Origin of the sequence: Siccirubricoccus deserti (genome assembly GCF_014283215.1) — a bacterium.
Taxonomy (GTDB): domain Bacteria; phylum Pseudomonadota; class Alphaproteobacteria; order Acetobacterales; family Acetobacteraceae; genus Siccirubricoccus; species Siccirubricoccus deserti.
The window spans coordinates 139,331-166,316 of record NZ_JACOMF010000001.1; the positions used below are offsets into that span (position 1 = coordinate 139,331).

A 26,986-nucleotide genomic window follows, 5' to 3' on the forward strand; every position below is an offset into this window, starting at 1 on the left:
GCGGTCCAGTGTCCCGAACCTGAAGCTCGTCACGAAATGTGGCGAACGGAAGGGTCAGGACACCAGGAGCCCCCGGTGCTTCCCTACCGCGCCACCCGCGCCAGCGGAAAGCTGCGCAGGTCGCGCTGCGCCGTGCGGAACACCGCATCCTGCCGATGCCGCTTCTCCGCCGCCAGTTGCGGCACCCGCCGCGTTACCCATTCGCCGAGAGCCAGCGCGCTGACCCGCCCCTCGCCATCCACCGCCGCCCTGCCACCCAGCCCCTCGCGCACCGCGACGGCAAACAGCCCGTTGCGGTCGTCGTAGCTGTCGAGGGCTTCCTGCACGCTGGTGCTGGCGGCCAGCAGGAAGCGCCCGGTCTCGTTGCCGAGAGCCGAGAGGCTGTCCACCGTCAGCTGCCCGGCGTGGCAGGTGTCAATGAAGAGGAAGCCATCGCGCGCGCGGATCCGGGCAATGGCCCCGACCAGCGCCTCATCGTCCAGCGCCTGGCCGCGCAGCGCGGCCAGGGAGGAGACGTCGCGCACATCCGCCGGCAGGAAGAGGAAGCGCCGGTCCGGCTCGGTGCGCAGCCCGTGGCCGGCGATATAGAGCACAAAGGTATCCTCCGGCCGCGCCCGCTCGGCCAGCGCGTCCAGCGCCGCCAGCACGCCGGCGCGGCTGGCTTCGGCATCGGTCAGCAAAGTCACCTGGACGTCCCGGAACAAGCCGCCGCCGGCGCTGCGCAGGGTCTCCGCCACGGTGCGGGCATCGGCGACGGCGAAGCGCAGATTCAGCTCCGGGTTGGCATAGCGGTCGACGCCGATCGCCAGCACCAGCAGCCTTCCGGCATCGGGCGGCGGCTGCGCCTCGCCCTCCCGCCGCAGCTCCAGCCCCGGCCCCTCGGCGAAAAGGGTGCGGTCCTCGGCGTAGAGCCGGGTGGCGATGCGGTTCGGTCCGGGGTCGAGCGGCACCTCGATGCTGGCCGCCCCGGCGGCAGGCATGCCGCGCACCGCGATGCGGTCGTTCACCACCACATCCAGCGGCCCGAGGCCAAGGCCGCGATCCTCCGCCACCAGCCCGAGCCGTAGCGCCGTCGCCCCCTCCGGCAGCACGCCGCCGCCCCAGCTGAGTGGCTGGCATCCGCCATCCGCCAGCACCGCGCAGGCCTCGCCCGGGCTCAGCACCGGCAGCCGGTCGATCCGCTCCCGCACCGCGCCGAGGCTGGCGACCCGCGCCGCCGCCGGCGCCGCATCCCCGGCGATCCGGGCACGGGTTTCGGTGGGCGCGAAGAGGGCACGGTAGGCCTGGCGGAAGCTGGCCCATTCCGTCGTCTGCGCCCGGCCGCGGTTGAGGTGGACGCCGACCAGGTCCTGGCCGCCCTCCGGCGCATGGTCGAACAGCCCATCCGGGGTGAACAGCACCCAGCGGCGGCCATCGGCATGGACGAAAAGGGCGCCGCGCTCGGCCAGCCGGCCGTCCTCCGCCGGCCCGTACCAGCGCAGCGTGCCGTCGCCGAGCGCCGCGGCCACCACGCCATTGCCGGCGACGGCCAGCCCCCAGGCGGCGCCCGGCAGGGCCAGCGCCTCCTGCGGCACGCCAGCGGCGTCGTAGCGGCGCAGATGGGTGTCGGTGCCGAGCAGGAAGCCCCGCTCGCCCGGCAGGATGGCGAGGCTGCGGGCGAACTCCCGCTCGCCCAACCGCAGCACGGTGGCATTGGCGCCCTGGCCGAGCCGCGGCCGGTTGGTGTTGCGCCAGTCGGCCACCGCGATGCGGCCGGAGGTGGTGCGGGCCGGCGCCAGGGATTCCGCCGGGTCGGGGGCTTCGATCCGGCCCTCCGCGGCATCGAAGACCAGCGGCGCCGCGCCTGGCGCCAGGGCGAAGCGCAGCCGCAACCCATTCCGCGCGATCGCCAGGCTTGCCGCCGTCGCCCGCCACTCGGCGGTCACCGGACGCGGCCCCTGGGCCAGGGTGCCATCGGCGGCCAGCCGGCCCCAGCCTGGGTCATCCGCGGCGAAGGCCAGCCCGCCCTGCGGCAGCGGCAGCAATTGGGTGATGGTATCGCGCGCCGCGGCGATGTCGCTCGGCGGGCCGAGGCCGAAATCGGCCCAGCGGCGGATGACGAAGCCGGAAGGCCCGCCCGCTCGCCGGGCATAGCCCGCGGCATGCAGCTGCACCCCGCCCCGGCCGTCGCTGGCCCAGGCAACCGCCGGCAACCCCTCCCCGGCCAGCCCGGCGACATCGGGGGCGAGCAGGCTGCGAAGGTCGGCGAGGGCGAGGATATCGACCCGCAGCCGATCCTCGTAGCCGACCGCCAGCAGGGTCGCATCGGGCGAGATGGCGATGCCATAGGGCCGGGCGCCGGCCAGCGGCACCTTCTCCGCCAGCTTGCGCCCGGTGGCGTCATAGACCCGGATGCGGCCATCGGCGGCGCTGACTGCGAAGCGGTTGGCGGCATCGAAGGCCAGCATCCGCGCCGCGCCCGCATATGCGGTGTCCTCGCCGAGCAACCGGCCGGTCCCGGCATCCCAGACCCGGATGCCGGCGCGGCCGTCGAGCGCCGCGGCGAGCCGCGTGCCATCCGGCGAGACGGCCAGGTGCAGGACCGGCGCCGGCAGCCCGGGCAGCCGCGCGATCAGCCGCCGGCTCGTGGTGTCGAAGACATAGATGCAGAAATTCCCGTCCCAGCTCCGCCCGGTGTAACCGGCGGCGAAGGCGCGACTGCCATCGGCCGAGAGCGCGACAGCGTAGAGCTCGCCCTCGGCATCCGGGCCGATCGGCGGCCGCAGCACGCCGCGCGGCGCCCCACCGGGCAGCGCCCAAAGCCGCAGCGTCTTGTCATCCGAGACGCTGGCGAGCAGCCGGCCGGCGGCATCGGTGGCCAGCCGGGAGATATGCGCGGTATGCGCCGCGACCTCGACCCGCAGCACCGGCGCCTGCGGCGGCTGCCCGCCCGGCTGGGCCAGGGCTGGCGCCGCGAGCAGCAGCATCACGCCTGCGGCGTGAATGCTCCATTCATGCCAAGATTGCGAACGCGGCCCGCGGCACCTGCCGCGTAGCCAAGGCTTCCGGAGGAAACCACCCGGCACCTGAGGGATGGTTGGCCGCACACGACCAACGACCGCCGCTATCAGCGCCAACAGCCGGCGCATGGGCTCAGCCGGCCAGTTCGAAGCCGCCGCCGCCCGAGGCTGCCATCTCCGCATTGGCGACGCTCTCGGAGAAGCCCTCGCGCCGGGCGATGTTGCTGGCCGCCAGGGTGCGAGTGTCGCTGTTCACCGCCGGGCCGGCCGCCTGGGCGCGCGGCTCGGCCTGGCGCGGCAGCGCCACGCCGCGACCGCCGGCGCTGTTGAAGGCGCTCTGCTCGGCATAGCCCAGCCGCTCGCCATCCTGGGTCTGCACCAGCGCGTAGCCCGGGGCGATCGGGCGGATCCGCACCGGCTGGCGGGCGGCGAGCCGGCCGATCTCCGGCGCCCCCGCCTCCGGCCGCAGCTTCAGGGCAACCGGCGCCCGCGCCAGGGCATTGACCGCGGTCGCGTTGCGGCGCGCCTCGTAGCTGGCCTTGGTGCCGGGGGCGACGCTCTCGATCGCGGTCTCGAATTCGGCGCCGCGGGTGCCGATCCGCTGGTCGATGCTGCGGGCCAGGGCGATGTCGCGCTGGGTACGGGCGCGGAGGGCCGTCATCTCGGCCTCGGCCGTGCCGCGCGGCAGGCGGCCCTGGCGATACGCCTCCCGCACCTCCCGCGCCTGCTGGAAGCGGCAGTCCATCAACTGGTTGAAGGCAAGCTGGGTACGGTCCAGCTCGGCATTCTCGCGCGACAGGTCGGAGACCAGGCTGGCCTGGATCCCGGACTGGTCGGCGCTGCGCTGCTGCAGCGCCGCGAGGTAGCCGCCGGCGGCGCCGGTGGCCGCCCCGGCGGCGGCGCCGATCAGCGCGCTGCGCCAATTGCCGCCGATGATCCCCCCGAGCGCGGCGCCACCAGCCGCCCCGAAGGCCGCCCCGCGCAGGATGTCCTCGGCGAAGAAATTGCCGGTGCTGTCGAGCGCGACGACCTGCTGGCGGCAGCTGTCGGACCCGTCATCGGCGCCGATCCGGTCGCTGCGCGTGGTGACGCAACCGGCCAGAAGCACGGCCGAGGTGGCGATCGCAATCATCCGGTTGGGCTGACGGGCCAAGCGAGGACGCTCCGGTTGAATTCACGGCCGACAGTATCAATCGTTCCTGGTGGTTGCCAGCCCTGCTGCGCCATGCCACCGGACCGTGACAGGATGGCCATGTCAGTCGGAGATCGCGCAGCGCATGTCGGGATGGCGGGATGAAGCGGACGAGCCCATCCGCCCCTTGTCCGAGGACGACCCGGCACCGGGGCTGGAAGGCCTGCCGCGCCTCGACCTCGAGCCGGTGGAGACGGCGGTGCCGGCGCTGGTGGACCAGGCGATCCAGGGCCCCGTGGTGCTGACGCGGCATGGGCGCGAAAGCTTCGTGCTGCTGCCGCTCGACATCTGGCGCCGGGTCTGGGGCGCCGTGCCGCGGCCGCCGGTGATCGATGTCGACCCCGCCGACCGGCCGAGGCGAGGCCGGAAGCCGCGCGGCCCGGCTTGACGCGGCCGGCCCCGGCGGGGATGTGCCAGCCGCATGGCCCCACCCCTTCTGCTGCTCCAGGACATCCACCTCCACCTCGGCACCACCCCGCTGCTGACCGGGGCGACGCTCTCGGTCGGGCCGGGGGAGCGGCTGGCGCTGGTCGGCCGCAATGGCTCGGGCAAGTCCACCCTGCTGAAGGTCGCGGCCGGAGTGCTGCAGCCGGAGGCCGGGACCCGCTTCCTGCAACCCGGCGCCACCCTGCGCAGCCTGCCGCAGGAGCCGGATTTCGGCGGCGCCCGCACCGTGTGGGAGCATGTCGAGGCCGGCCTCGGCCCGGGGGATGACCCCTATCGGGCGCGCTGGCTGCTGGAGCAGCTCGGCCTGACCGGGGAGGAGGCGCCGGGCCGGCTTTCCGGCGGCGAGGCACGGCGGGCGGCGCTGGCCCGCGCCCTCGCCCCCGCCCCCGACATCCTGCTGCTGGACGAGCCGACCAACCACCTCGACCTGCCGGCCATCGCCTGGCTGGAGGCGGAGCTGGCCTCGATGCGCGGCGCGCTGGTGCTGATCAGCCACGACCGGCGGTTCCTGGAGACCTTGTCGCGCGCCATGGTCTGGCTCGACCGCGGCACCACGCGGCGGCTGGAAAAGGGCTTCGCCGGCTTCGAGGCCTGGCGCGACCAGGTGCTGGAGGAGGAGGAGCGCGAGGCCCACAAGCTGGACCGCAAGATCGTCCGCGAGGAACACTGGATGCGCTACGGCGTCACCGCCCGGCGCAAGCGCAACATGCGCCGGGTGGGCGAGCTGGCGGCGCTGCGGCAGCGGCGGCGCGACGCGCTGAAGGCGACCGGCACGGTGCGCATGGCGGCCTCCGAGGGCGAGGGCTCCGGCACGCTGGTGGCGCAGGCCGAGGCGGTGACCAAGGGTTATGACGGCGCCGCGCCGGTGGTGCGGGACTTCTCGACCCGCATCCTGCGGCGCGACCGGGTGGGCATCGTCGGGCCGAACGGGGCCGGCAAGACCACCCTCCTGAAGCTGCTGACCGGGGAGCTGCAACCCGACAGCGGCACGGTGCGGCTCGGCACCGGCCTGCAGATGGTGACACTCGACCAGAGCCGCGACAGCCTGGACCCGGCGCTGAGCCTGGCCGAGGCGCTGACCGGCGGCAGCGGCGACCAGGTGGAGGTCGGCGGCCAGCGCCGCCACGTGGTCGGCTACATGAAGGATTTCCTCTTCGTGCCGGATCAGGCGCGAACCGCGGTGGGGGTGCTCTCGGGCGGCGAGCGGGGGCGGTTGATGCTGGCGCGGGCGCTGGCCCGCCCCTCCAACCTGCTGGTGCTGGACGAGCCGACCAACGATCTGGACCTGGAGACGCTGGACCTGCTGGAGGAGCTGCTGGCGGAGTATGCCGGCACGGTGCTGGTGGTCAGCCACGACCGCGACTTCCTCGACCGGGTCTGCACCAGCGTGATCGTCAGCGAGGGTGACGGCCGCTGGCAGGAATACGCCGGCGGCTACACCGACATGCTGGCCCAGCGCGGCCGCGGGGTGGAGGCGAAGCCGGCCGCGGCCCCGGAGCGGGCGGCGGCGAAGCCCGCGGCGGCGCCGGCCCCTGCCCCGGCGGCGAAGCGGAAGCTGACCTTCAAGCAGCAACACGCGCTGCAAACCCTGCCCGGCCGGATGGAAGCGTTGCAGGCGGAGATCGCCCAGCTGCGGACCGTGCTGGCGGCGCCGGGGCTCTACACCCGCGACCGGGCGCGGTTCGAGCGGTTCACCGCGGCGCTGACCGAGAAGGAGGCGGCGCTGGCGGCGGCGGAGGAGGAGTGGCTGGAGCTGGAGATGCTGCGTGAGGAGATCGAGGCGGGGTAGCGGCCCCCTTTCTCCGGCAGTGCCTTGTAAATAGCCATTTGGTTATATACCTTATGGGCTATGGATGACCTGCTCAGCCTGAAGCTCGCCGCCCTGGCCGATCCGACCCGGCGGGCGATCATCGCCCGGCTGGCCCAGGGCGAGGCCACCGTCTCCGAGCTGCGGAAACCCTTCCCTATCAGCCAGCCCGCCATCTCCAAGCACCTGAAGGTGCTGGAGACAGCGGGGCTGATCGAGCGTGGCCAGGCCGCGCAATCCCGCCCACGGCGCCTGAGGATCGATGCGTTGGAGGAGACCGCCGCCTGGTTCGAGCAGGTGCGGAGCCTCTGGAGCGACAGCTTCGACCGCCTCGACGCGCTGCTGGACACAGCCGGCCCACAGCAAGGGGAACAGTGACGCATGGACGCTTCCGCCGATTCCGAATTCGTCATCGCGCGCGTCTTCAACGCCCGGCGCCAGCGCGTCTGGGACGCCTGGACGCAGCCGGAGATGCTCGGCCGCTGGTTCGGGCCCAAGGGCTCCACCACCACCGTCCTCCGCTCCGAGCTGCGGCCGGGCGGGATGCTGCATTTCCGCCTGGATGCGCCGGATGGCGGCAGGATGTGGGGCAGGTTCGTCTATCGGGAGGTGGAGGCGCCGTCGCGCCTGGTCTGGGTGCATTCCTTCGCCGACGAGCAGGGCCGGTTGGCCCCCACACCCTTCGGCGGCAGCTGGCCGATGGAAATCCTGACGACCGTCCTCTTCGAGGCGGCGGGCGAGGCGACGAAGGTCAAGCTGCGCTGGACGCCGATCTCGCCCACCGCCGAAGAGCTGAAGACCTTCACCGCAAGCAAGCCTTCGATGAACGGCGGCTGGGGCGGGAGTTTCGAGCTGCTCGACCGGCTACTGGCACAGCCGGGCTGACCGGAACGCTCGCCTGCCCGCGGCGGGGGGACCGTCACCCCCCGCTGATCGCCGTCATGACGATCATCTCGGCCCCCGGCGCCAGCGGCGTCGCCAGCCCGGCCTTCTCGCCATCGACGAAGACGTTCAGGTGGCGCCGCAGCGCCGGCCTCGAATCGCACAGCCGGTCGCGCATGCCCGGCCAGCGCGCCTCCAGGGCGGCGATCGCTTCCTCGACCGAGCCGGCCTCCACCTCCACCCGCCGCACCGCGCCCGGGAACAGCCGCAGCAGCGCGCCCGGCAAGGTCACCACCACCATGGCCGCCTGCCCCTAGGCCTCGACCACCAGCGTCTCCACCGAGGAGATCGCCGGCAGGTGCTCCGCGATGCAGCGCCAGTGGTCGCCCTCATCGGCGCTGGCGAAGACGCTGCCGGAGCTGGTGCCGAAATAGACCCCGGCCGGGCTCAGCGGGTCGGTCGCCAGCGCCTGGCGCAGCACGCCGATGAAGGCGTTCTGCTGCGGCAGCCCCTCGCGCAGCGCCTGCCAGCTTTCGCCGCGGTCGCGGCTGCGCCACACCGCGGCCTTGGCATCGGGCACGTAGCGGCCGGCGCTGTCGCCGTTCAGCGGCAGCAGGAACACCGTCGAGGGATCGCGCGGATGCGCCGCGGCGGGGAAACCGAAGGAGGAGGGCAACCCGGCCTCGATGCTCTGCCAGCTCCGGCCGCCATCGTCGCTGCGGTACATGCCGCAGTGGTTCTGCTGGTACAGCCGGTTCGGCATGCCGGGCGCCAGCGCCAGCCCGTGCACGCATTGGCCAACTTCCGGGTAGCGCTGGTCCTCCGGCAGGTAGTCGCAGCGGATGCCGCTGTTGCGCGGCTGCCAGCTCTCGCCACCATCCGCGGTATGGAACACCCCGGCGCTGGAGATGCCGACCCAGAGCTGGCGCGCATCCGTCGGGTGCGGCACCAGCGCGTGCAGGATCAGCCCGCCGCCGCCCGGCTGCCACTGCGGCCGCGAGGGGTGGTCGCGCAGCCCATGCACATGCTGCCAGCTCACCCCGCCATCCTCGCTGCGGAACAGCCCGGCCGGCTCCACCCCGGCGTAGAGCACGCCGCCGAGGCCCTTCGCCAGGCTCCACACCGCGCGGATCGGCGCCTCGCCGGCGGGGTAGGCGAGGCCCTGGCTGGAATGCGTCCAGCTTTGGCCGAAATCGGCCGAGGTCCAGACCGCCGGGCCGAACCATTCATTGCCGCCGCCGGCGTGGATGACACCGGTCGCCGGGTCGGCGATGACGTGGCAGATCGGCCAGGCGTCGCAGAACGGGCCGCGCTGCACCCAGTCGCGGCGCGCCGCGTCGCTCTCCAGAATGAAGGCGCCCTTCTTGGTTCCGAGCAGGATGAGCAGCCTCGACGTCATCTTTCCCCCTCCGTGGTTGGGTGCCGCCGCGCCGTCAGCCATTGCGGGCCGCCAGCGACCAGCTCACGCCGTAGGGATCGCGCAGCTGGCCGTAGCGGTCGCCCCAGAACATCAGCTGCAGCGGCAGGACCACCACCGCCCCGGCGGCGGTGGCGCGGCGCCACCAGGCATCGACGTCCTTCACCTGCAGATGCAGGGCGTAGCCCTGCGGCGGCCGCAGCGGGTGGCCATGCTCCGGAAAGGCGTCGCTCAGCATCACCGAGCCGCCGTTGATGTACAGGTGGATGTGCATGGTGCGGCCGCTGTCATCGGGCGGAATCCGCGCCACCGTCTCGGCGCCGAATGCGCGCTCGTAGAATTCCGCGGCGGCGCTGGCATTGCTGAGGGTGAGATAGGGCGCCACGCCCCCGAGCACCGGGGGGTGTTGCGGCTGGCTGGCGGCGGTGGTCTCGGCTGTCATCGCTGTCCTCCTTGCACCTCGCCCCAAGGACGCCACAGGGTGACGCGCCCCGACAGCCGCGGCGGATTAAATCAGCCCGTCCTTTCGCCTTGCCGCGACGGCGGCGACTCCTGCGTCAGCTGGTCGAGGTGCTGGCGGATATGCGCCGCCTCGGCCGCCGAGCCGGCGAGGGCGATAGCCTGGCCAAAAGCGGTGCGGGCTTCCTCGGTCCGGCCGAGCTTTCGCAGCAGCGCGCCCTTCACGCCGAAGTAGTGGAAATAGCCGGAAAGCCGCGGCGCCAGCGGCTCGATCATCGCCAGCGCCGCCGCCGGCCCGTGCAGCTGCAGCACCGCCACCGCGCGGTTCAGCGTGATCACCGGCGAGGGCTGCAGCCGCTCCAGCGCGGCGTAGAGCTGCTCGATCTGCGCCCAGTCGGTCTCCTCGGGCCGCGCGGCGCGGGCATGCAGCGCGGCGATGGCGGCCTGGACCTGGTAGGCGCCGGCACGGCGGTGGCGCATCGCCTTGTCGATCAGCGCCAGCCCCTCGGCGATCATCTGCGGGTTCCACAGCCGGCGGTCCTGCGCTTCCAGCAGCACCACCTCCCCCGCCGCGTCGAACCGCGCCGCCGCCCTGGCGCGCTGCAGCAGGAACAGCGCGGCGAGCCCCATGATCTCCGGCTCGGCGGGGAACAGCCGCAGCAGCAGCCGGGCCAGCCGGATCGCCTCGTCGCAGAGCCCGGCGCGCTCCGGCTCCGCCGCCCCGGCGGAATAGCCTTCGTTGAAGATGAGGTAGAGGATGGCGGCCACCGCGCCCAGCCGCTCCGCCCGCTCCGGCGCGCCCGGCGTCTCGAAGGGCACGGCGGCGGCGGCGACGCGGGCCTTAGCGCGGGTGATGCGCTGCTCCATCGCCGCCTCGCTGACAAGGAAGGCGCGGGCGATGCGCGCGACGCCAAGGCCGGAGACGATGCGCAGCGCCAGCGCGATCTGCTGGTTCGCCGGCAGCTCCGGATGGCAGCAGATGAACAGCAGGCGCAGCACGTCGTCCCGGTAATCGGCCTGGTCCAGCCGCTCGGCCAATGGCGCTTCGGCATCATCGAGGTTGGAGAGGTGATCCTCCTCCGGCAGCGGTGCCTGGCGGGCCTGGCGGCGCCGGACATCGATGCCGCGGTTGCGGCCGACCAGGATCAGCCAGCCGGTCGGGTCGCGCGGCGGGCCGTTCACCGGCCAGGTGCCGAGCGCCCGCAGCGAGGCGTCCTGAAAGGCTTCCTCCGCGGTATCGAGGTCGCGGAAATACCGCAGCAGGGCGCTCACCACGCGGGGGCGCGCGGCGGTCAGCGCCGCCTCGATCCAGGCCAGTTCGCTCACCCCGGCGCGCTCCCGGGCACGAAGTAGCCGATCGGGCGCAGCTCATAGGCGCCGCTGGTGCTGCTGGCGCGCGAAAGCTCCTGCGCGGTCTCGATCGCCTGGTCTAGGTCGGCGCAGTCGACGATGTAGAAGCCGAGGAGCTGTTCCTTGGTCTCGGCGAAGGGGCCGTCGAGCACCAGCGCCTCGCGCCCCTTGCGCACGGTGGTCGCCGCCGTGGTCGGCAGCAGCCGCGCGACCGGGCCGAGCCGCCCGGCCGCGGCCAGCTTCTGGTGCACCACGGCGAGCTTCGCCATGACGGCGGCATCCTCCTCCTTGGACCAGGCGCTGACGACGTCTTCGGAATCGTAGCAAAGTATGGCGTAGAGCATGGGTGGCCTTCCCTCCCCGGTCACAGGACGGCGGAGCATGCCCCAGGGCCGACATCGGGCCGGCAAAAAATCGCGCCGGCGCGGAGACTCTGTCCCCGGCCTCGCCTCAGTCGGCCTCCACCACCGCGGCCCGGGGCGCAGGCGGGCGGCGCAGCGCCCAGAAGGCGATCGAGCCGCAGAGATAGGCCGCGATCGAGCAGAGGAAGGCCGCGCGGTAGCTGCCGGAGATGTCGAAGATCCAGCCCGCCGCCCAGGCGCCGAGCGCCGCCCCCAGCCCGGAGCCGATGGTGATGACGCCGAGGATGGTGCCGAGCCGCGGCCCGGGAAAGAGATCCGCCGTCTTCGCGGTGATCGCCGGCCCGCGCGCCCCCCAGGTCAGGCCGAAGAAGCAGGCGTGCAGCCAGAGCAGCAGGTGCTGGTCCGGCCCGGTGATCGCCAGGGCGCAGCCCACGCCGAGGATGGAGATACCATAGGCCAGCAGCGCCGAGGCCTCGCGCCCGATGTAGTCGGAAAGGGTGCCGGTCAGGATCACCCCCGGCATCGCCAGGAAACTGCCCATGCCGAGCACGCTGGCGGCGTAGAGCGGGTCGAAGCCGACATCGACGGCGAAGGCGATCTGGTGCAGCGAGACCAGGAAGCTGCCGATGCTGGTGAACATGTAGACGAGGAACAGCAGCCAGAATTGCGTGGTGCGGATCGCCTCCGACAGCGTCCAGTGCCGCACCGGCGCAGGGGTGCCGCGCGCCGTCGTGGCCGCCGCGCCGCTGCCGCCGCGCCCGAACAGCGCGGCGAGCGGCAGCAGGAGGAGCAGCGTTGCCGCCCCCTCCAGCAGATAGGCGGCGCGCCAGCCGACGCCGCTGATCAGCATCTGGCTGACCGGCGCCGAGACCGCGCGGCCGAAGCCATTGGCGGATTGCAGCACGGCGATCGCCATGCCGCGCCGGGTGGGGAACAGGCCGGAGATCAGCGGCACGAAGACCAGCAGGCCGACGCAATTCGCCCCGAAGGTCATCACCACGCCATAAAGCAGCACGATCTGCCACAGCGCATCGGCCTGGGCGCTGCCGACCAGGCCAAGCGTCAGCAGCGCGCCGCCGAGCAGGATCATCCGGCGCGCGCCGAACCGGTCCACCATGCCGCCGACCAGCGGCGAACTGAAGCCGCCGACCAGCTGGCCCACCGAATAAGCCAGCGAGCTTTCGGCGCGCGACCAGCCGAACTCCTCGACGAAGGCCAGCAGGAAGACTGTGTAGGAATGCATGGCGCTGGCGCCGACCGTGAAGGCGAGGAAGGCGCCGGTGAGGATCAGCCACGGCCGCCGGGCGGAGGATGGCTTCGGCCCGTCGGGGGAGTCTGACATGCCGCCATGGTAGAGCAGCTTCCGGATGGGCGTACACCGCCGGCCTGGCGTCATGCGCCGGAGTTGCCGCTGCCGCGGTTGTTTCGGGCCGCCGTCACCGCGACCGGCCAATGCCGGGCACCTGTCCTGCGCGCCGGGCCCATCAACACGAATTCGTGACAAACGCTGCGGCCACGCCCTGCGGCACGGCGGGCCTGCGACACCTCAGCCGGCCGCAACCACTGTTTCGCCAGCCACTACCGGCACGCGCATGGCAAGGCTTGCACGGAACCCTGTGCTGTCGCGAGCAACCAGGAGCAGAATGTCCATGCCGCGCAGCGCGATGCGACGGAGATTCGTGCGCATCCGCGTCTTTCACTGGAGCGTATTCAGGCTACGATCTACCACCGGCACCGGCCTTCCACGGCCGAAGCCCCGCCCTTCCGGCTGCGAAGGCGCGGGCGGCTGCCGATGAGAACAACAGGAGATCTTGCCATGCGCATTGCAACTATCGCGGCGCTTGTTTGCCTAGCATCGCCCATGGCGTTGGCGCAGCCGTCGCCGACTGCCACCTCCCGCATCGTCACCCAGGTCCAGACCGCCGCCGACCTGGCCGCGGTCTGCGACCCGTCCTGGTCCGGCGTGCCGCGGCTTGAGGCCATCGCCTATTGCCAGGGCTTCCTGACCAGCGCCGGCCAGTACCACACCCTGCTGCACCCGGCGGGCGGCCGGCTGCGTCCGCTCTACTGCCTGCCGACGCCGGGGCCGACCATTGCCGAATCTGGCGTGGCCTTCGCCGCCTGGATGCGGGCCAACCCGGCCCATGCCAATGAGCCGGCACTGGATGGCCTGCTGCGCTGGGCCCAGGCCACCTACCCCTGCCCGCCTGCCACCACCACCACCACCACGCGCCCAGCGCGGCCGGCCCGCTAAGGAGACCACGACCATGACCCTGGGCTCGATGCGTTTCGCCCTTCTCCTCCTCGTCGCGCTGGGCGTGTCCGCCTGCGGCAACCTGTCCCAGACGCAGCAGCGCACCGCGACCGGCGCCCTGGGCGGCGCTGCCGTCGGCGGCGTGCTCGGCTCATTCGCCGGCGATGCGGGGCTGGGGGCGCTGCTCGGCGCCGGTGCCGGCGGCGCCGGCGGCTATCTCTACGACCAGTCGCAGCAATCCCAGCGGGGTTATGGCCCCCCGCCGCGTGGCAACCGCCGCTACCGGTAGGCGCCTGACGACACCCGCAGCCACGGTGCCGCTGGCGTAACATGCCGCCCCTGGCGGGACCGCGGTTGACCAGCTGGCGCGCCGGACGGTGACCCCGTCCGGCGCCTCATTCTGCGGCGTTTGGGTTCGGCGCGGATCTGGTGCCGACCATGGACTCCTTGCTCTCACGTCCCCCGGCCGGCCGGTGCTGGCCGCGCGGCTCTCCGCGCCGGCCGATTTCGTTCCAATCCAGGCCGCATATGAAGTTGTCCGGTGCACCAAATACTCCCCGCACAGCCGAAATATTACCTTCTTCTGCCCGAACGAACTAATTTTGAACTGCGTCGAATTAAATTCAGCGGTCTATTGGGAGATATTAGACAGGATATAATTTAATGGTTGAATTTTCCCGGGACGATTTAACCTTCATCGTACGGCAGATCGCCATCGCCGAAGCCAATTCAGCCGGCCAGCCGCTGACCGACCTGATCGGCGACCCCTCCCTGCCCTTCGGGCTCCGTACCGTGGCAGGCACCGACAACAACTTGCTCCCCGGCCAGCAGAACTACGGCGCCTCCGACCGGCTCTTCCCACGGCTGCTGTCGCCGGTGTTCCGGGATGCCGGCGTCCTCGACCTCGACGGTCCGGGCGGCATGCCGTCCACCCCGACCTCCTACGCCCGGACCAGCGGCATCGTGTCGGATTCGCAGCCACGCAGGATCAGCAACCTCATCGCCGACCAGACCGCCGCCAACCCGGCCGCCAGCGCCGTCGCAGGCAGTGCGGCGGACGGCCCCCTGCCGATCCCGAACAGCGTGCCGGGCGATCCCGGTGCCGCCCCGTTCAACACTTGGTACACCCTGTTCGGCCAGTTCTTCGACCACGGCCTCGATCTGGTGGAGAAGAGTGGCAGCGGCGCCGTCTTCATGCCCCTCTCCCCCGACGATCCGCTCTACGACGCCGGCGGGGCGGACGGCGTGCCCAACAGCGGCGACGAGACCAATTTCATGGTGCTCACCCGGGCCACCAACCAGCCCGGCCCGGATGGCGTGCTCGGTACCGCCGACGACATCCATGAGCAGATCAACAGGACCACCCCCTTCGTCGACCAGAACCAGACCTACAGCTCCCACCCCTCGCACCAGGTCTTCCTGCGCGAATACGCGCTCGACGCCGGGGGCCACCCGGTCGCCACCGGCCGGTTGCTGGCTGGCGCCGATGGCGGCCTTGTCACCTGGGGCGGGATCAAGGCGCAGGCGCGCGCGCTGCTCGGCATCGAACTGGCCGACACCGACGTCACCGACCTGCCGCTGCTGGCGACCGACGCCTATGGCCGCTTCATCCGCGGCCCGAACGGCCTGCCGCAGATTGTCACCAGCTCAGGGCTGATCGAGGGCAATCTCGGCGCTCCGGTCAGCACCGCCGAGGCGATCCGCACCGGCCATGCCTTCCTCGAGGATATCGCCCGCGACGCCGACCCCACCGGCAAGACCGCCGATCCGGACAACGCGGTCGGCCTTGCCGGCCCGGGCTCGGGCGAGGTCGTCACCGGCGGCGGCGCCGTCGGCGGCGCAGGTGATGGCGATTCGGGTGGCGGCGGTGCCGGCGGCGCAGGTGACGGCGGGAACTACGACAACGAGCTGCTGGACGCGCATTACGTCGTCGGCGACGGCCGCGGCAACGAGAACATCGGCCTCACCGCCGTCCATCACATCTTCCATTCCGAGCACAACCGGCTGGTCGACCAGGTGAAGCAGGTCGTGCTGGCCACCGGCGATGCCGATTTCATCGCCGAATGGCAGACGAGCCCCGGCGAGTGGAACGGCGAGCGGCTGTTCCAGGCGGCCCGCTTCGGCACGGAGATGCAGTACCAGCATCTGGTGTTCGAGGAATTTGCCCGCCGGGTGCAGCCCGGGGTCGATGAGTTCGAGGCCTATGACACCACCATCGATCCGGCGATCGTCGCCGAATTCGCCCATGTGGTGTATCGCTTCGGCCATTCCATGCTGACCGAGACGCTGCCGCGCACCGATGCCGATGGCAGCAGCGCCGACATTGAACTGGTCGAGGCCTTCCTCAACCCGCTCGGCTTCAGCCGCGACGGGGCTCTGACCTCGGATCAGGCGGCGGCCTCCATTATCCGCGGCACCACCGGCCAGCGCGGCAACGAGATCGACGAATTCGTCACCGATGCGCTGCGCAACAACCTGCTCGGCCTGCCGCTCGACCTTGCCGCCATCAACATGGCGCGCGCCCGCGATACCGGCGTGCCGCCGCTGAACGAGGCCAGGCGGGAGTTCCACCGCGGCACCGGCGGCGACCCGGCGCTGAAGCCCTACGACAATTGGCTGGAGTTCGGGGCCAACCTGAAGCACCCGGAATCCCTGGTGAATTTCATCGCCGCCTATGGCACCCATCCGGACATCGCCGGCGCGGCGACGCTGGCGGCGAAGCGGACGGCGGCGGCGGCGGTCGTGCTGGGCGGCGCGGATGCGCCGGACGACCGGCTGGACTTCCTCGCCGGCACCGGCGAATGGGCGGCCGACCGGCCCGGGACCGGCGTCGACGCCATCGACTTCTGGATCGGCGGCCTGGCGGAGAAGACCCTCGCCTCGAGCGGGCTGCTCGGCTCCACCTTCAACTTCGTCTTCGAGACCCAGATGGAGGCGCTGCAGAACGGCGACCGGTTCTACTATCTTGCCCGCACCGCCGGGCTGAATCTCTTCGTCCAGCTCGAGGAATCCTCCTTCGCCGAGCTGATGATGCGCAACACCGGCGTCGGGCACCTGCCCTTCGACGTGTTCTCGACACCCGATCACACCATCGAGCTGGCCGACCCGGCGAGCTTCCCGCCCGGCCTGGTCGAGGTCGCCGCCGATGGCACCGTCGCATACCTCGGCGACGGCCATGTGGTCATGGGCGGGACCACGGAGGGCGACCGCATCATCGCCGGCGGCGGCGGCGACGCGCTATGGGGCGATGGCGGCGACGACTGGCTGAGCGGCGGCGGCGGCAACGATGCGCTGGTGGGCGGCGAGGGCGACGACACCCTGCTCGGCGGCGATGGTGATGACGTGCTGAAGGGCGGCGGCGGCGATGATTCTATCGACCCGGGCGATGGCGAGGATCTCCTGCTCGGCGGCAAGGGCAACGACTTCATCGGTCCCGGCACCGGCCCCAAGGAGGTCTTCGCCGGCCAGGGCAACGACATCGTCATCGCCGGCGAGGATGCAACGGCGCTGAACGGCAATGAAGGCGACGACTGGCTGGCAGGTGGCGGCGCGGCCGACCTGCTGGCCGGCGACAACGACGATCCCTTCGACCTGACGCCGATCCCCGGCAATGACGTGCTCATCGGCGGCGACGGCGATGACACGGTGCGCGGCGAGTACGGCGACGACATCATCCTGGGCGCCGAGGGCGCCGACGGCATCGATGGCGGCCGCGGCTTCGACTGGCTTGGCGTCGCCGACGCGAGCGGCGGCATCGTCGCCGATCTCTGGGCGATCAACATCGACGCGGTCGAGGGGCTCTCGGGCTCGGCCGGCGACGATGTGCTGCGCGGCGACGACAGCGCCGCGGACAGGCTGACGGATGCCGGGCTGATCGATGGTCTCGCGGCGCTGCTCATGGGCGCCGAGACCTTCGATGGCGGCAACATCATCCTCGGCGGCGGCGGCAACGACCGGATCGAGGGGCGCGGCGGCGGCGACCTGCTGCATGGCGATGCCGCGCTGCAGGTGGCGCTGACCATGCATGCCCCGGGCGGGGCCATCCTGCGCGAGATCATCATTGCCGAGCGGGGCGGCGACGACACGCTCCTCGGCGGCCAGGGCGCCGACACGTTGGTCGGCGGCGAAGGCGCGGACAGCTTCGAGTACCGAACGGCGGCCGAGGGCGGCGACAGCATCCGCGACTTCGCACCGGGTGACGACCGGATCACGGTTTCCGCCGCGGGCTTCGGCGGCGGCCTTGAAGCCTCCGGGCGGCTGGACCCGGGGCGGTTCACCGCCAATGCGACCGGCCTGTCCGACGCGGACTGCGGAATCGGACAGTTCGTCTACCGCACCACCGATGGCAGCCTGTGGTGGGATGCGGATGGCACGGCGACGGCGGAGGCGGTGCTCATCGCCCGGCTGGACGGGCTGCCGGCGCTTGGCGCGGCGGATGTCTTCGTGATTGCCTGAGGCGCGACGGCCCGGCTTCAGCCGGGATTGCCGCCCAATTTGCGCAGGCAGATGTCGAACAACCGCTCGGCGGCGCGCTCACCGGTGGCCGGCTCGCCCTCGGCGGCGAAGACCACGCGGAGGCGGGGTTCGGCGCCAGGGGCGCCAACCACTCCTCCCAGGGCGCAGGCTTGCGCCCCGGTCGGTCGCTGCCGGTCACGTCGCGCCCGGCCCCGGGCGGCGGGATGCCATTGCCGTCCTGCGAACCGCGCTTGGCCTGGGACATAGCCGGATTCTCTCTACGACGGGTAATGGCACCAGGCCCGAGGCACCGTGATCCCCTTTCCGGTACAGCAGGTTACCGGCTTTTCCATGCGGTCGCCCCGGCCTCGGAATGGCCCATCGCCCGATGGGATCGGCGATGTACCCCACCCGGCACCGGGGCAAATACCCCAGTCGGTCTGCCCTCCGGTCCCGCTCCGCCGGATGTGTCCGCCCCAGGGCGCCGTGGTGGCCCGGCCGGCTGGTATGCAGCCGGACGGAAATCCACTGGGAGGCCGACCACGATGGGGCGGGGTGCAGCACCGGCTAAGGATGCGGCGGAGGCCGGCACCGGCGAGCGCCCGTTCAGCCTGGTCCGCTGGTTCGCCGTGCTCGCCTCGGTTGCATCGCCGCCGCCGCCATCGGCTCGGCGGTGCTGCTGACGCATTTCCTCACCCGGCAGATGCTGCAGCGGGATGCCGAGGTCAGCGCCGATTTCATCCAGACCATGGTCGCCGTCGGGCAATCCTACGAATATTTCGACCATCGCGCCGCGCCGGACGCCAGGCAGGGGTTGGAGGCCTTCCTGAACAACGTCTCGCAATGGCCCGATGTGGTGCGCGCCAATGTCTTCGCCGCCGATGGCACGGTGCTGTGGTCGAGCAGCGCCAGGCTGATCGGCCGGAGGGCCGGCACGAACCCCGATCTGGCGAGCGCCCTGGCCGGCCGTGTGGAGGTGCAGAGCGGCGTCATCGGCCAGGGCGGCAAATCGGAGCACGCGACCTTCGGTCCCGAGGCGAAGGGGCTGCGCTTCGTCGAGGCCTATCTGCCGGTGTGGGATGCCGAGCGCCGCCGGGTGATCGGCGTGGCGGAGATCTACCGCCTGCCGGCCTCGCTGTTCCGCAGCATCGACGCCGGGGTGCGGATGGTCTGGGCCGGCGCCCTGGCCAGCGCCGTCTTCCTCTACCTGACGCTGTTCTGGATGATGCGCCGGGCCGACCGGCTGCTGCGCATCCAGCGCGAGCAGCTGGTGGAGGCGGAGACCCTGGCGACGGTCGGCGCCTTCGCCTCGGCGGTCGCGCATGGGGTCCGCAACCCGCTCGCCGCCATGCGCTCCTCCGCCGAGCTCGCGCTGGAGGAAAAGGACGAGACGGTACGGCGGGCGATGCTTGCCGACATCCTGCGCGAGGCCGACCGGCTGGGGCGCTGGGTGCGCGACCTGCTGCTCGGGGCGCGCGGCGAGGCGATGGCACCCGGCGCGGTGGATGTGAACGCCCTGCTCCAGGAAAGCGCCCGCAGCTTCACCGCCATCGCCGAGCAGCACGGCATCCGGCTGGTGCTGCGGGTGCGGCCGGTGCCGCCGGCGCGGGCCGAGGCGGGCCTGCTGGCACGCGCCGTCGACAACATCATCGCCAATGCCATCGAGGGGACGCCGCGCGGCGGCGAGGTGATGATCGAGAGCCGCGCCGAACGCGCCCAGGGCCCGGTCGAGATCCGCATTGCCGACAATGGCAAGGGCATGCAGGCCGCGGCCGGGCGCGGCATCGCGCGGCCGTTCCATTCGACCAAGCCGCATGGCACCGGCCTCGGCCTGGTGCTCGCCCGGCGGATCGTCGCCAGCTACGCCGGCAGCCTGCTGCTCGAGAGCGCGGAGGGGCGCGGCACCACCGTGACCATCCGGTTGCAGCCGGCCCTCGGTTGACCGCGGAAACGGAGGAGAGTCGGCAAGATGTCGCAGGCCGGGGTGCTGGTGATCGAGGATGAGGGCGTGCTGGCCAGCAACATCCAGCGCTACCTCCAGCGCGAGGGCTTCGAGGTGCGCACCGCCGCGACCGGGCAGGACGGGCTGCGGCAATGCGAGGCCTTCGGCCCCGATGTGGTGCTGCTCGACCTCGGCCTGCCGGACATGCCTGGGCTCGATGTGCTGGCGCGCATCCGCTCACGCGACAGCCTGGCCAAGCTGATCATCCTGACCGCGCATGGCAGCACCCAGGTGGCCGTCGATGCGATGAAGGCCGGCGCCTACGACTACCTCTCGAAGCCGGTCGCCCTGGCGGAGCTGAAGCGGGCGGTGGAGAAGGCGGTCGGGCTCGGCCGGCTGGAAGGCGCCCTCTCCTACTACCGTGGCCGCGACGCCTGCGGCAGCGGACTGGCGCAGCTGCTGGGGGAGTCGCCCGCCATTCTGGCCCTGAAGCGGTCGATCACCCGGCTGCTGGAGGCGGAGGCGCGCCTCGCGCCCGGCGACCCGCCGCCGCCGGTCCTGATCCGCGGCGAAACCGGCAGCGGCAAGGAGCTGGTGGCGCGGGCGCTGCACTTCGACGGCACCCGTCGCGATGGCCCCTTCGTCGAGGTGAATTGCGCCGCGCTGCCGGCGCATCTGCTGGAGGGCGAGCTGTTCGGCCACGAGCGCGGCGCCTTCACCGACGCCCGGGAGCGGCGGCTGGGGCTGGTCGAGGCCGCGCATGGCGGCACCCTCTTCCTCGACGAGATCGGCGATCTGGAGCCGGCGCTGCAGGTCAAGCTGCTGAAGCTGATCGAAGACCGGACGGTGCGGCGGCTCGGCAGCACCCGCGACCGGCGGGTGGATGTGCGCTTCCTGGCGGCAACCCACCACCCGCTGGAACGGATGGTGCAAGAGGGAAGGTTCCGCGCCGACTTCTACTACCGGCTGCGCGTCATCATGCTGGAGGTGCCGCCGCTGCGCGAACGCGACGGCGACGTGATGCGGCTGGCGCAGCATTTCCTCGCCTCGCTCGGGCAACGCTATGGCCGGCCCGGGCTGCGGCTGGCCGCCGGGGCGCGCGCCCTGGCGGAGCGGCATCCGTGGCCGGGCAATGTGCGCGAGCTGCGGAACGTCATGGAACAGGCGGTGCTGTCGGCCGACGGCGACATCATCGAGATCGACAACCTGGCCATCATGCCGCCGGCCTGGCAGCCGCCGCGCCCGGCCGAACTGGCGCCCGGCGCGGCCAGCCTGTCGCTGACCGAGACCGAGCGCCTGCTGATCGCGCAGGCGCTGGAACAGAACGACGGGAACGTCACCCGCGCCGCCCGCAAGCTCGGCATCAGCCGCGACACGCTGCGCTATCGCCTCGGCAAGCAGGCGAGGAGCCAGGAATGAGCGACCGGCGCAGCTTCATCGATCAATCGGCCCGGCCATGAGCGGCGATCCCGGCACCGGGCTGTGGGGCGCGGCTGAGGCCTATGAGCGCTACATGGGCCGATGGAGCCGGAAGGTGGCGCCACTCTTCCTCGACTGGCTCGCCGCGCCGGACGGGCTGCGCTGGGCGGATATCGGCTGCGGAACCGGCGAGCTGAGCCTGCAGATCGCCACCCGGTGCCGGCCAAGCCGGCTGATCGGCATCGACCCTGCCGCCGGCTTCCTGGCGCAGGCGGCGCGACGCATACCGGGCGCCGAGTTCCGGGCGGGCGACGCCACCCGGCTCGACCTGCCCGATAACGGTCTCGACTACGCGGTCAGCGGACTGGTGCTGAACTTCCTGCCCGATCCGGCGCAGGCGCTCGGCGAGATGGCCCGGGTGGTGCGGCCCGGCGGCACCGTCGCGCTCTATGTCTGGGACTATGCCGGGCAGATGCAGATCATGCGGCAGTTCTTCGACACGGCGCGGCTGGTCGACCCTGGCGCCGCGGCCCATGACGACGGGATCAGGGCGCCGATCTGCCGGCCGGGGCCGCTGCGCGCGGCCTTCCTCGCGGCGGGGCTCACCGAGGCGGCGACGACCGCTCTCGACATCCCGGCGGCCTTCGCCGATTTCGCCGACTACTGGGAGCCCTTCCTCGGCGGAACCGGCTCCGCGCCGAAGTATTGCGCCGGGCTCGATGAGGATCGGCGGAACCGGATCTGCAACCTGCTGCGCCAGCGGCTGCCGACCGGACCGGATGGCGAGATCCTGCTGGCCGTGCGGGCCTGGGGCGTGAAAGGCCGGGTGCCCGGCTGAGCCGGCGCCAGCGTCAGCCGCCCGTGGATCCCGCCAAGCCGGATACCGCCACCGGCGACGCGGCATCCGTGGCGTCGTGCTCCGACACCGCGGGCAGCAGGAAGGTCACTTCGGTGCCCTGCCCGGGCGTGCTTTGGATCCTGAGCGTGCCGCCCGCCTGCTCGGCGAAGCCATAGGCCTGGCTCAGCCCCAGCCCGGTGCCCTCGCCCCGCGGCTTGGTGGTGAAGAAGGGTTCGAGCACGCGGCCGAGCACGCCGCGCGGGATGCCGACGCCGCTGTCACGCAGGTGGATGGACACGGCTCGGCCCGATATCCCGTCCGACCCGTCGTTCAGCGTCACGTTCCTGGCCGAGATCGCGAGTTGGCCGCCATCCGGCATGGCGTCGCGGGCGTTCAGCGCGACATTCAGCAGCGCCAGCTCGAACTGCGTCGTATCGACCCGAATGGGCCAGAGGTCGTCGTCCAGATTGAGCTGGACGCGGATATTGCCGCGGAGCGAGCGGCTGACCAGATCCGCCACCTCGCGAATCTGGCTGGCGACGTCGACGAGCTCGGGCTCCGCCGGATGGTGCTGCGAGAAGGCGAGCAGGTGTTCGGTCAGCCCGGCGCGCTGCTGCGTCGCCGCGGCCATGTCGGCAAGGATGCGCTTCAACTGGTCGTTCCCGCCGGCCAGTGCATTCGCCAGCCGGATGCCGCTCTGGATGATCTGAATGAGGTTGCTGAAGTTATGCGCGATCCCGGCGGTGAGCTGGCCCAGCGCCTCCAGCCGCTGAAGCTGCGCCATCTGCTCCCGGATCTCGTCGTTCGCCCGCTGCGCCTCGTGCCGCTCGGTGATGTCGCGGGTCACCTTGGCGAAGCCGACCAGGACGCCATTCTCGTCCCGGACGGCGTCGATCACCACGCTCGCCCAGAAATAGCGCCCGTCCTTGCGGACGCGCCAGCCCTCACTCTCGAACCGTCCGGTCGTCGCCGCCTGCTCCAGCGCCCGCCGCGGCAGCCCGGTGGCGCGATCCTCCTCGGTGTAGAAGCGGGAGAAGTGCTGGCCGATGATCTCCTGCGCCGCGTAGCCCTTGATCCGCTGCGCCCCGGTGTTCCAGTCGATGACCCGGCCCTCCGGGTCGAGCATGAAGATGGCGTAGTCGGTCACGCCCTGCACCAGCAGGCGGAACCGCCGCTCGCTCTCGCGCAGCGCCACCTCCGCCTCATGGCGTTTGGTCATGTCGCGGGTGATCTTGGCGAAGCCGATCAACCGCCCGGCGTCATCATGCACGGCATCGAGCACCGCATGGGCCCAGAAGCGGGTGCCATCCTTGCGGAGACGCCAACCTTCGGCCTCGGCGCGACCGCCCTGGCGGGCGGTTTCCAGCATCACCTCCGGGCGGCCGAGGCGACGGTCCTCCTCAGTGTAGAACTCCGCGAAGGACGTACCGATGATCTCCTCCGCCGTGTGGCCCGTCAGGCAGTGCGCGCCCCGATTCCAGCTGGCGACCAGGCCCTCGGTATCCAGCAGGAAGATGGCGTAGTCGATGACCGCCTCCACCAGCAGGCGGTAGGTCGCATCGGTCCTGGCCGTGTCCGCCTCACTCATCCCGGCGGCCACCCGCTTGCCGGGAATGCGGGAATCGCCGCCGGGTCGCGCCGGAACGGGGCGCGACGGGCCTGAGGCGGGCCGCTGCGAGGCCCAATCCGGTCGGCCGCAGTGCCATTGAGCCGGCGCCGTGATACTCGCAATCCTCGACCTCCTCCGGGCCGTGCCGCACGGCGTTGGATCGGAACACGGGCGCGCCGACCGGTCCGGCAGCGCGCCCAGACAGGCGAGAGCGTAGGCGAACCGGCGCTTGCCGCCCGTGCCCGGGCCACGGGGGTCAATGCACCTGCGTACTGCATGCCAGGGTCCCGCGAGGGGAATTTTCCGGCACCACCTGGCCGCCAGCATGCGGCGGCATGGCTGGCGGGTCCACCCGCAAAGTTCCGGCAAGACCCCAAGGGCGTCAACTGGCTTGGCGCCCACGGCGGCATGGCGCGTTCCGCCGCTTGCCACGGCACTGGCGTGGGCTGGTAACCGCCAGCCTCGCCATTAGGCCTGCATTAGGCCCGCCGGCGCCGGCTCAGGCAGATGCCGATCAGGCCCGTCCCCAGCAGCGCCAGGGTGCCGGGCTCCGGGACCAGCTGCGGCAGGGTGCCGGCGAAGGGACGATCATGCAATTCGCCCCTACCGTTGAAGTTCAGGGCGAACAGGAACCCTTCCAGCGGGGTGGAATTGGAGACCGTTGCCTGGGGCGCCAGTACCGCGCCATGCCAGGCTCTCTGGAAGTCGAGGGTCTGCGCCTCGGTGAAATTCCAGATCACATGCTGATTGATGAAGTTGCCGGCATTGAAGTTCGCCGTATCGGTGAAGCTGGTTCCGGTGACATTGATGACGATGGTGTCCGCCGTCCCGCTGAACTTCAGGTCGCGGGCCGTTGCGAGCAGACCGGCGTCCAGGGTGAACACGGCCAGCCCCTGGGCATTCGGCGTGACGATGAAGGTGAAGCTGTTGGGGTCCGCGGCATTGACCGTGCTGTTCGGCGCCAGCCCGGCGAGATCGCCGGAGAGCGCGGTGAGCGGCGCGGTGAAGTCGCCGATGGTGAAGGCCGGCGTGTTCACCATCGCGCCGCCGTTCAGGTTGAAGCTGCCGGCGTTGCTGCCCTGGATGTTCACGTTGCCGCCGTTGTTGACGTTGGCGCTCGTCACGCCGGAAGTCACCGTGATGGCGTTGATGGCGCCGAAGCTCGATGGAGTGTTGGACGGGTTGTTATAGAAGGTCGCCCCACCGGTGATGGTGTTCGCCACCAGCCGCCCTTCCACATCCGAGTTCGATGTGAAGCTTCCTGAGACGACGGCATTGAATTGCGTCATGATCTCGGTCGCGGTGAGCGGGGCTGCCTGGCCCAGGCCCGGCCCCAAGGCGAGGGTGGCGGCAAGCAGGGCAGCCATTGTGCGGCAGAACATCCGAACCACTCCCTGGGCACCTCGTCCTGAGATGCCTCACGTTGCGTAAAACCAAGATCCGTTATTTGGACTTGTTTCGCTATGAGGTCCAGTGAATCGTCTCAAAAATCTAATATCACATTTTCTTGTGGTCCGATTTGGCAACAATGAAGTTCATTATGAAATTGCACTTAACGATGGGTGGCATGGCACGGTCGGGAACGGCGACAGGATGGCGGGCGTCGCAGCACGCCGTTCCGGTGTCAGGTTTGCCGGCGACGCGGCTCGTCCGGCAGCGCGCGAGCGACCAGGATGGGTCAGCCGCTCCGCGGCCCCGGGCCGTCGCACGGTCCGCCAGCTGCGGAATGATTTCAGGACCATCCCTGATTTTCAGGCACCGGGGATTGTCGCTGTCGTCGGGATTGCGGGTTGCGAGTCAGCGCGCAGCCAGACCCACCGCCGCTGCGGTGCTGCGGAACCGGGCAGCCCACCCGGTGACGGGAGGGGCCCGGAGCCTTGATGCCGCCATGCAGGCAGCGCGCGAAATGCCCGGACCCACGAAGGCGCACATGCGCCGCGATATCTCGCTTCGAGATATATTTGATTTTTGAGATAAAATCTTATAAAAAGAATCCGCGGCCAGCCATAGGAACGGCAGGTCCGCCTCGGTTCTTCAAACTATCGTTCGTGTCGTTTCCAGGTGATCACCAGCACGTCCCGGCAGGAGGGCAGCGCCGGATCCGCCGGCTCCACCGGCGTCACCCCATGCATCACCCGCACATCGTCGATGAAGGCGGTGTCCAGCCGGTCCAGCAGGGTGAAGCGCGCCAGCTCGGCGCCGGAGTCCTCGGTGATGAGGGTTTCGCCACCCACCAGGTTGGTGCGGGCGATCATGCCGATCAGGACATAATCCACGCCGTCATGGTGGACGCCCTCCGGCGTCGGCAGCCCTGGCGTGCCGGCCGCCGCCTCGATGCGGAACTGGTGCAGCTCGACGAACCAATCCCTGCCCGGCGACTGCGCATCGGCGACCGAGCGGCCGAGGTCCAGCAGCGCCTGCAACGGCGCGCCGCTGGCCACCGCATCCTCCACCGGGGCGAACCACCGCTCGACCCCGCCATTCAGGCTGTTGTGCACCACCGCCTGGAAATGCGGCCGGTGCGGGTTCCGGACATGGCCCGGCTGGCCCCAGCGGGCGGTGAAATTGGCATGCCGGCGGCGGCGGTAGAGCCCGCCATCCGCCATGAAGCGGTCGGTTTCCAGCCGCGCCCAGCTGGCGGCGAAATCATCCAGCGCGGCCGGCGCGACCCCCAGCCGCGCCGTCAGCGCCGGGCCACGCAGCAGCGCGAAGCCCCTGGCCGCGACCTCTTCCCGCAGGCCGTCCGCCGGCGGATCCTTCAGGGCAGCGCTCATGACACCTCACCGATCGGCGGCGCCGCGCCGGTCCGCCCGGCCAGCACCTCCGCCACATGCCGCACTTTCACCGGCACCCCCTCCCGCTTCAGCCGCCCGGCCATGTTCAGCAGGCAGCCCATGTCGCCGGCCAGCAGCGTATCGGCGCCGGTGGCGGCGATCGCCCTGGTCTTGTCCGACACCATGCGGGTGGAGATGTCCGGGTACTTCACGCAGAAGGTTCCGCCGAAGCCGCAGCAGATCTCGGCATCCGCCATCTCCTTCAAGGTCACGCCAGGCATGCCGGCAAGCAGCGCCCGCGGCTGCCGCTTGACGCCAAGCTCGCGCAACCCGGAGCAGCTGTCGTGATAGGTGACGACGCCGTCGTAGCGGGCGGCGATTTCCGTCATGCCGCGCACATCGGTCAGGAAGCTCACCAGCTCATGCGTCTTCGCCGCCAGCCGCTCGGCGCGGCCGCGGTATTCCGGGTCGTCGGCGAAGAGGCCGGGGTAGTGGTGGGAGATCTGCCCGCCGCAGGAGCCGCTGGGGACCACGGTGTAGTCGTAGGGCAGGAAGGCATCGACGACATTGCGGGCGAGTTCCTTCGCCGTCGCCCGGTCGCCGCTGTTGTAGGCCGGCTGGCCGCAGCAGCTCTGCGCCGCCGGAACCTCCACCTGGCAGCCGGCCTCCTCCAGCAGCGCAATCGCGGAGAAGCCGACGTTCGGCCGGTAGAGGTCGACGAGGCAGGTGACGAAGAGCGCGACGCGCGGCCGGGTCTGCAACATATGGCCAATCTAGGGC

General features: G+C 71.3%; 24 protein-coding genes. 10 read left to right on the forward strand and 14 right to left on the reverse strand.

The features are described 5' to 3' along the window. Positions 1-83: 83 nt before the first annotated feature. Both H7965_RS00695 and H7965_RS00700 read right to left on the reverse strand, forming a co-directional pair. Positions 84-2,966 carry a caspase family protein gene (locus H7965_RS00695; protein ID WP_186768590.1) on the reverse strand — a complete coding sequence of 961 codons (2,883 nt, stop codon included), beginning with the start codon at positions 2,964-2,966 and terminating at the stop codon, positions 84-86. A 166-nt stretch (positions 2,967-3,132) separates the two neighbouring features. After that, positions 3,133-4,152, reverse strand: coding sequence for a YMGG-like glycine zipper-containing protein (locus H7965_RS00700; RefSeq protein WP_186768591.1), 1,020 nt, complete (start codon positions 4,150-4,152; stop codon positions 3,133-3,135). A gap of 124 nt (positions 4,153-4,276) precedes the next feature. Here H7965_RS00700 and H7965_RS00705 point away from each other — a divergent pair, with 124 nt between their 5' ends. Genes H7965_RS00705 through H7965_RS00720 form a run of 4 tightly spaced genes read left to right on the forward strand, consistent with a single transcriptional unit; the run spans position 4,277 to position 7,330 of the window. Then, positions 4,277-4,579, forward strand: a complete 303-nt coding sequence (locus H7965_RS00705; RefSeq protein ID WP_186768592.1) for a type II toxin-antitoxin system Phd/YefM family antitoxin — start codon at positions 4,277-4,279, stop codon at positions 4,577-4,579. Positions 4,580-4,612: 33 nt separating this feature from the next. Beyond that, positions 4,613-6,427: an ABC-F family ATP-binding cassette domain-containing protein gene (locus H7965_RS00710; RefSeq protein ID WP_186768593.1), complete on the forward strand. Its 1,815-nt coding sequence runs from the start codon at positions 4,613-4,615 to the stop codon at positions 6,425-6,427. A 60-nt stretch (positions 6,428-6,487) separates the two neighbouring features. Beyond that, complete coding sequence (locus H7965_RS00715; RefSeq protein ID WP_186768594.1) at positions 6,488-6,823, forward strand: ArsR/SmtB family transcription factor; 336 nt, start codon at positions 6,488-6,490, stop codon at positions 6,821-6,823. Between the two features lie 3 nt (positions 6,824-6,826). Then, entirely contained in the window at positions 6,827-7,330 is a 504-nt protein-coding gene (locus tag H7965_RS00720; protein ID WP_186768595.1) for an SRPBCC family protein, read from the forward strand. Between the two features lie 34 nt (positions 7,331-7,364). Here the strand turns inward: H7965_RS00720 and H7965_RS00725 are convergent, their stop codons facing one another. The 7 genes from H7965_RS00725 to H7965_RS00755 all read right to left on the reverse strand — a co-directional run bounded on the left by H7965_RS00725 (position 7,365) and on the right by H7965_RS00755 (position 12,602). After that, on the reverse strand, positions 7,365-7,628 hold the full coding sequence (locus H7965_RS00725; protein WP_186768596.1) for a MoaD/ThiS family protein: 264 nt from the start codon (positions 7,626-7,628) through the stop codon (positions 7,365-7,367). Positions 7,629-7,640: 12 nt separating this feature from the next. Continuing rightward, the gene (locus tag H7965_RS00730; RefSeq protein ID WP_186768597.1) at positions 7,641-8,726 is read right to left on the reverse strand and encodes a WD40/YVTN/BNR-like repeat-containing protein; all 1,086 of its coding nucleotides are present in this window, start codon (positions 8,724-8,726) and stop codon (positions 7,641-7,643) included. A 34-nt stretch (positions 8,727-8,760) separates the two neighbouring features. Next, positions 8,761-9,186: a VOC family protein gene (locus tag H7965_RS00735; RefSeq protein ID WP_186768598.1), complete on the reverse strand. Its 426-nt coding sequence runs from the start codon at positions 9,184-9,186 to the stop codon at positions 8,761-8,763. Positions 9,187-9,257: 71 nt separating this feature from the next. Next, positions 9,258-10,529, reverse strand: a complete 1,272-nt coding sequence (locus H7965_RS00740; protein WP_186768599.1) for an RNA polymerase sigma factor — start codon at positions 10,527-10,529, stop codon at positions 9,258-9,260. Then, complete coding sequence (locus tag H7965_RS00745) at positions 10,526-10,897, reverse strand: YciI family protein (RefSeq protein WP_186768600.1); 372 nt, start codon at positions 10,895-10,897, stop codon at positions 10,526-10,528. Before H7965_RS00745 ends, H7965_RS00740 begins: the two co-directional genes overlap by 4 nt. A gap of 106 nt (positions 10,898-11,003) precedes the next feature. Then, positions 11,004-12,257, reverse strand: coding sequence for an MFS transporter (locus tag H7965_RS00750; protein WP_186768601.1), 1,254 nt, complete (start codon positions 12,255-12,257; stop codon positions 11,004-11,006). A gap of 204 nt (positions 12,258-12,461) precedes the next feature. Next, positions 12,462-12,602: a hypothetical protein gene (locus H7965_RS00755; RefSeq protein WP_186768602.1), complete on the reverse strand. Its 141-nt coding sequence runs from the start codon at positions 12,600-12,602 to the stop codon at positions 12,462-12,464. 129 nt (positions 12,603-12,731) lie between these two features. On the opposite strand from H7965_RS00755, the gene H7965_RS00760 reads away from it, so the two are divergent. The 3 genes from H7965_RS00760 to H7965_RS00770 all read left to right on the forward strand — a co-directional run bounded on the left by H7965_RS00760 (position 12,732) and on the right by H7965_RS00770 (position 17,624). Beyond that, positions 12,732-13,169, forward strand: coding sequence for a Rap1a/Tai family immunity protein (locus tag H7965_RS00760; protein WP_186768603.1), 438 nt, complete (start codon positions 12,732-12,734; stop codon positions 13,167-13,169). 13 nt (positions 13,170-13,182) lie between these two features. Further along, positions 13,183-13,458, forward strand: coding sequence for a glycine zipper domain-containing protein (locus H7965_RS00765; protein WP_186768604.1), 276 nt, complete (start codon positions 13,183-13,185; stop codon positions 13,456-13,458). 374 nt (positions 13,459-13,832) lie between these two features. Further along, positions 13,833-17,624 carry a peroxidase family protein gene (locus H7965_RS00770; RefSeq protein WP_186768605.1) on the forward strand — a complete coding sequence of 1,264 codons (3,792 nt, stop codon included), beginning with the start codon at positions 13,833-13,835 and terminating at the stop codon, positions 17,622-17,624. Positions 17,625-17,641: 17 nt separating this feature from the next. Here H7965_RS00770 and H7965_RS30675 read toward each other — a convergent pair whose 3' ends face one another. Then, positions 17,642-17,776, reverse strand: a complete 135-nt coding sequence (locus tag H7965_RS30675; RefSeq protein WP_261393923.1) for a hypothetical protein — start codon at positions 17,774-17,776, stop codon at positions 17,642-17,644. 521 nt (positions 17,777-18,297) lie between these two features. On the opposite strand from H7965_RS30675, the gene H7965_RS00775 reads away from it, so the two are divergent. From H7965_RS00775 to H7965_RS00785, 3 genes are read left to right on the forward strand one after another with little or no spacing between them, the layout of a single operon-like run. Continuing rightward, on the forward strand, positions 18,298-19,566 hold the full coding sequence (locus H7965_RS00775) for a sensor histidine kinase (RefSeq protein WP_186768606.1): 1,269 nt from the start codon (positions 18,298-18,300) through the stop codon (positions 19,564-19,566). Positions 19,567-19,593: 27 nt separating this feature from the next. After that, positions 19,594-20,985, forward strand: coding sequence for a sigma-54-dependent transcriptional regulator (locus H7965_RS00780; protein WP_186768607.1), 1,392 nt, complete (start codon positions 19,594-19,596; stop codon positions 20,983-20,985). Positions 20,986-21,022: 37 nt separating this feature from the next. Then, on the forward strand, positions 21,023-21,823 hold the full coding sequence (locus tag H7965_RS00785; RefSeq protein ID WP_186768608.1) for a class I SAM-dependent methyltransferase: 801 nt from the start codon (positions 21,023-21,025) through the stop codon (positions 21,821-21,823). Between the two features lie 13 nt (positions 21,824-21,836). Here H7965_RS00785 and H7965_RS00790 read toward each other — a convergent pair whose 3' ends face one another. From H7965_RS00790 to H7965_RS00805, 4 genes are all read right to left on the reverse strand, one after another. Beyond that, entirely contained in the window at positions 21,837-23,411 is a 1,575-nt protein-coding gene (locus tag H7965_RS00790; RefSeq protein WP_186768609.1) for a PAS domain-containing sensor histidine kinase, read from the reverse strand. Between the two features lie 500 nt (positions 23,412-23,911). Continuing rightward, the gene (locus H7965_RS00795; protein ID WP_186768610.1) at positions 23,912-24,814 is read right to left on the reverse strand and encodes a collagen-binding domain-containing protein; all 903 of its coding nucleotides are present in this window, start codon (positions 24,812-24,814) and stop codon (positions 23,912-23,914) included. A gap of 657 nt (positions 24,815-25,471) precedes the next feature. Next, entirely contained in the window at positions 25,472-26,206 is a 735-nt protein-coding gene (locus H7965_RS00800) for a 2OG-Fe dioxygenase family protein (protein ID WP_186768611.1), read from the reverse strand. Further along, a complete protein-coding gene (locus H7965_RS00805) occupies positions 26,203-26,970 on the reverse strand; it encodes a (Fe-S)-binding protein (RefSeq protein ID WP_186768612.1) in 768 nt (255 codons plus the stop codon). Before H7965_RS00805 ends, H7965_RS00800 begins: the two co-directional genes overlap by 4 nt. Positions 26,971-26,986 lie beyond the last annotated feature (16 nt).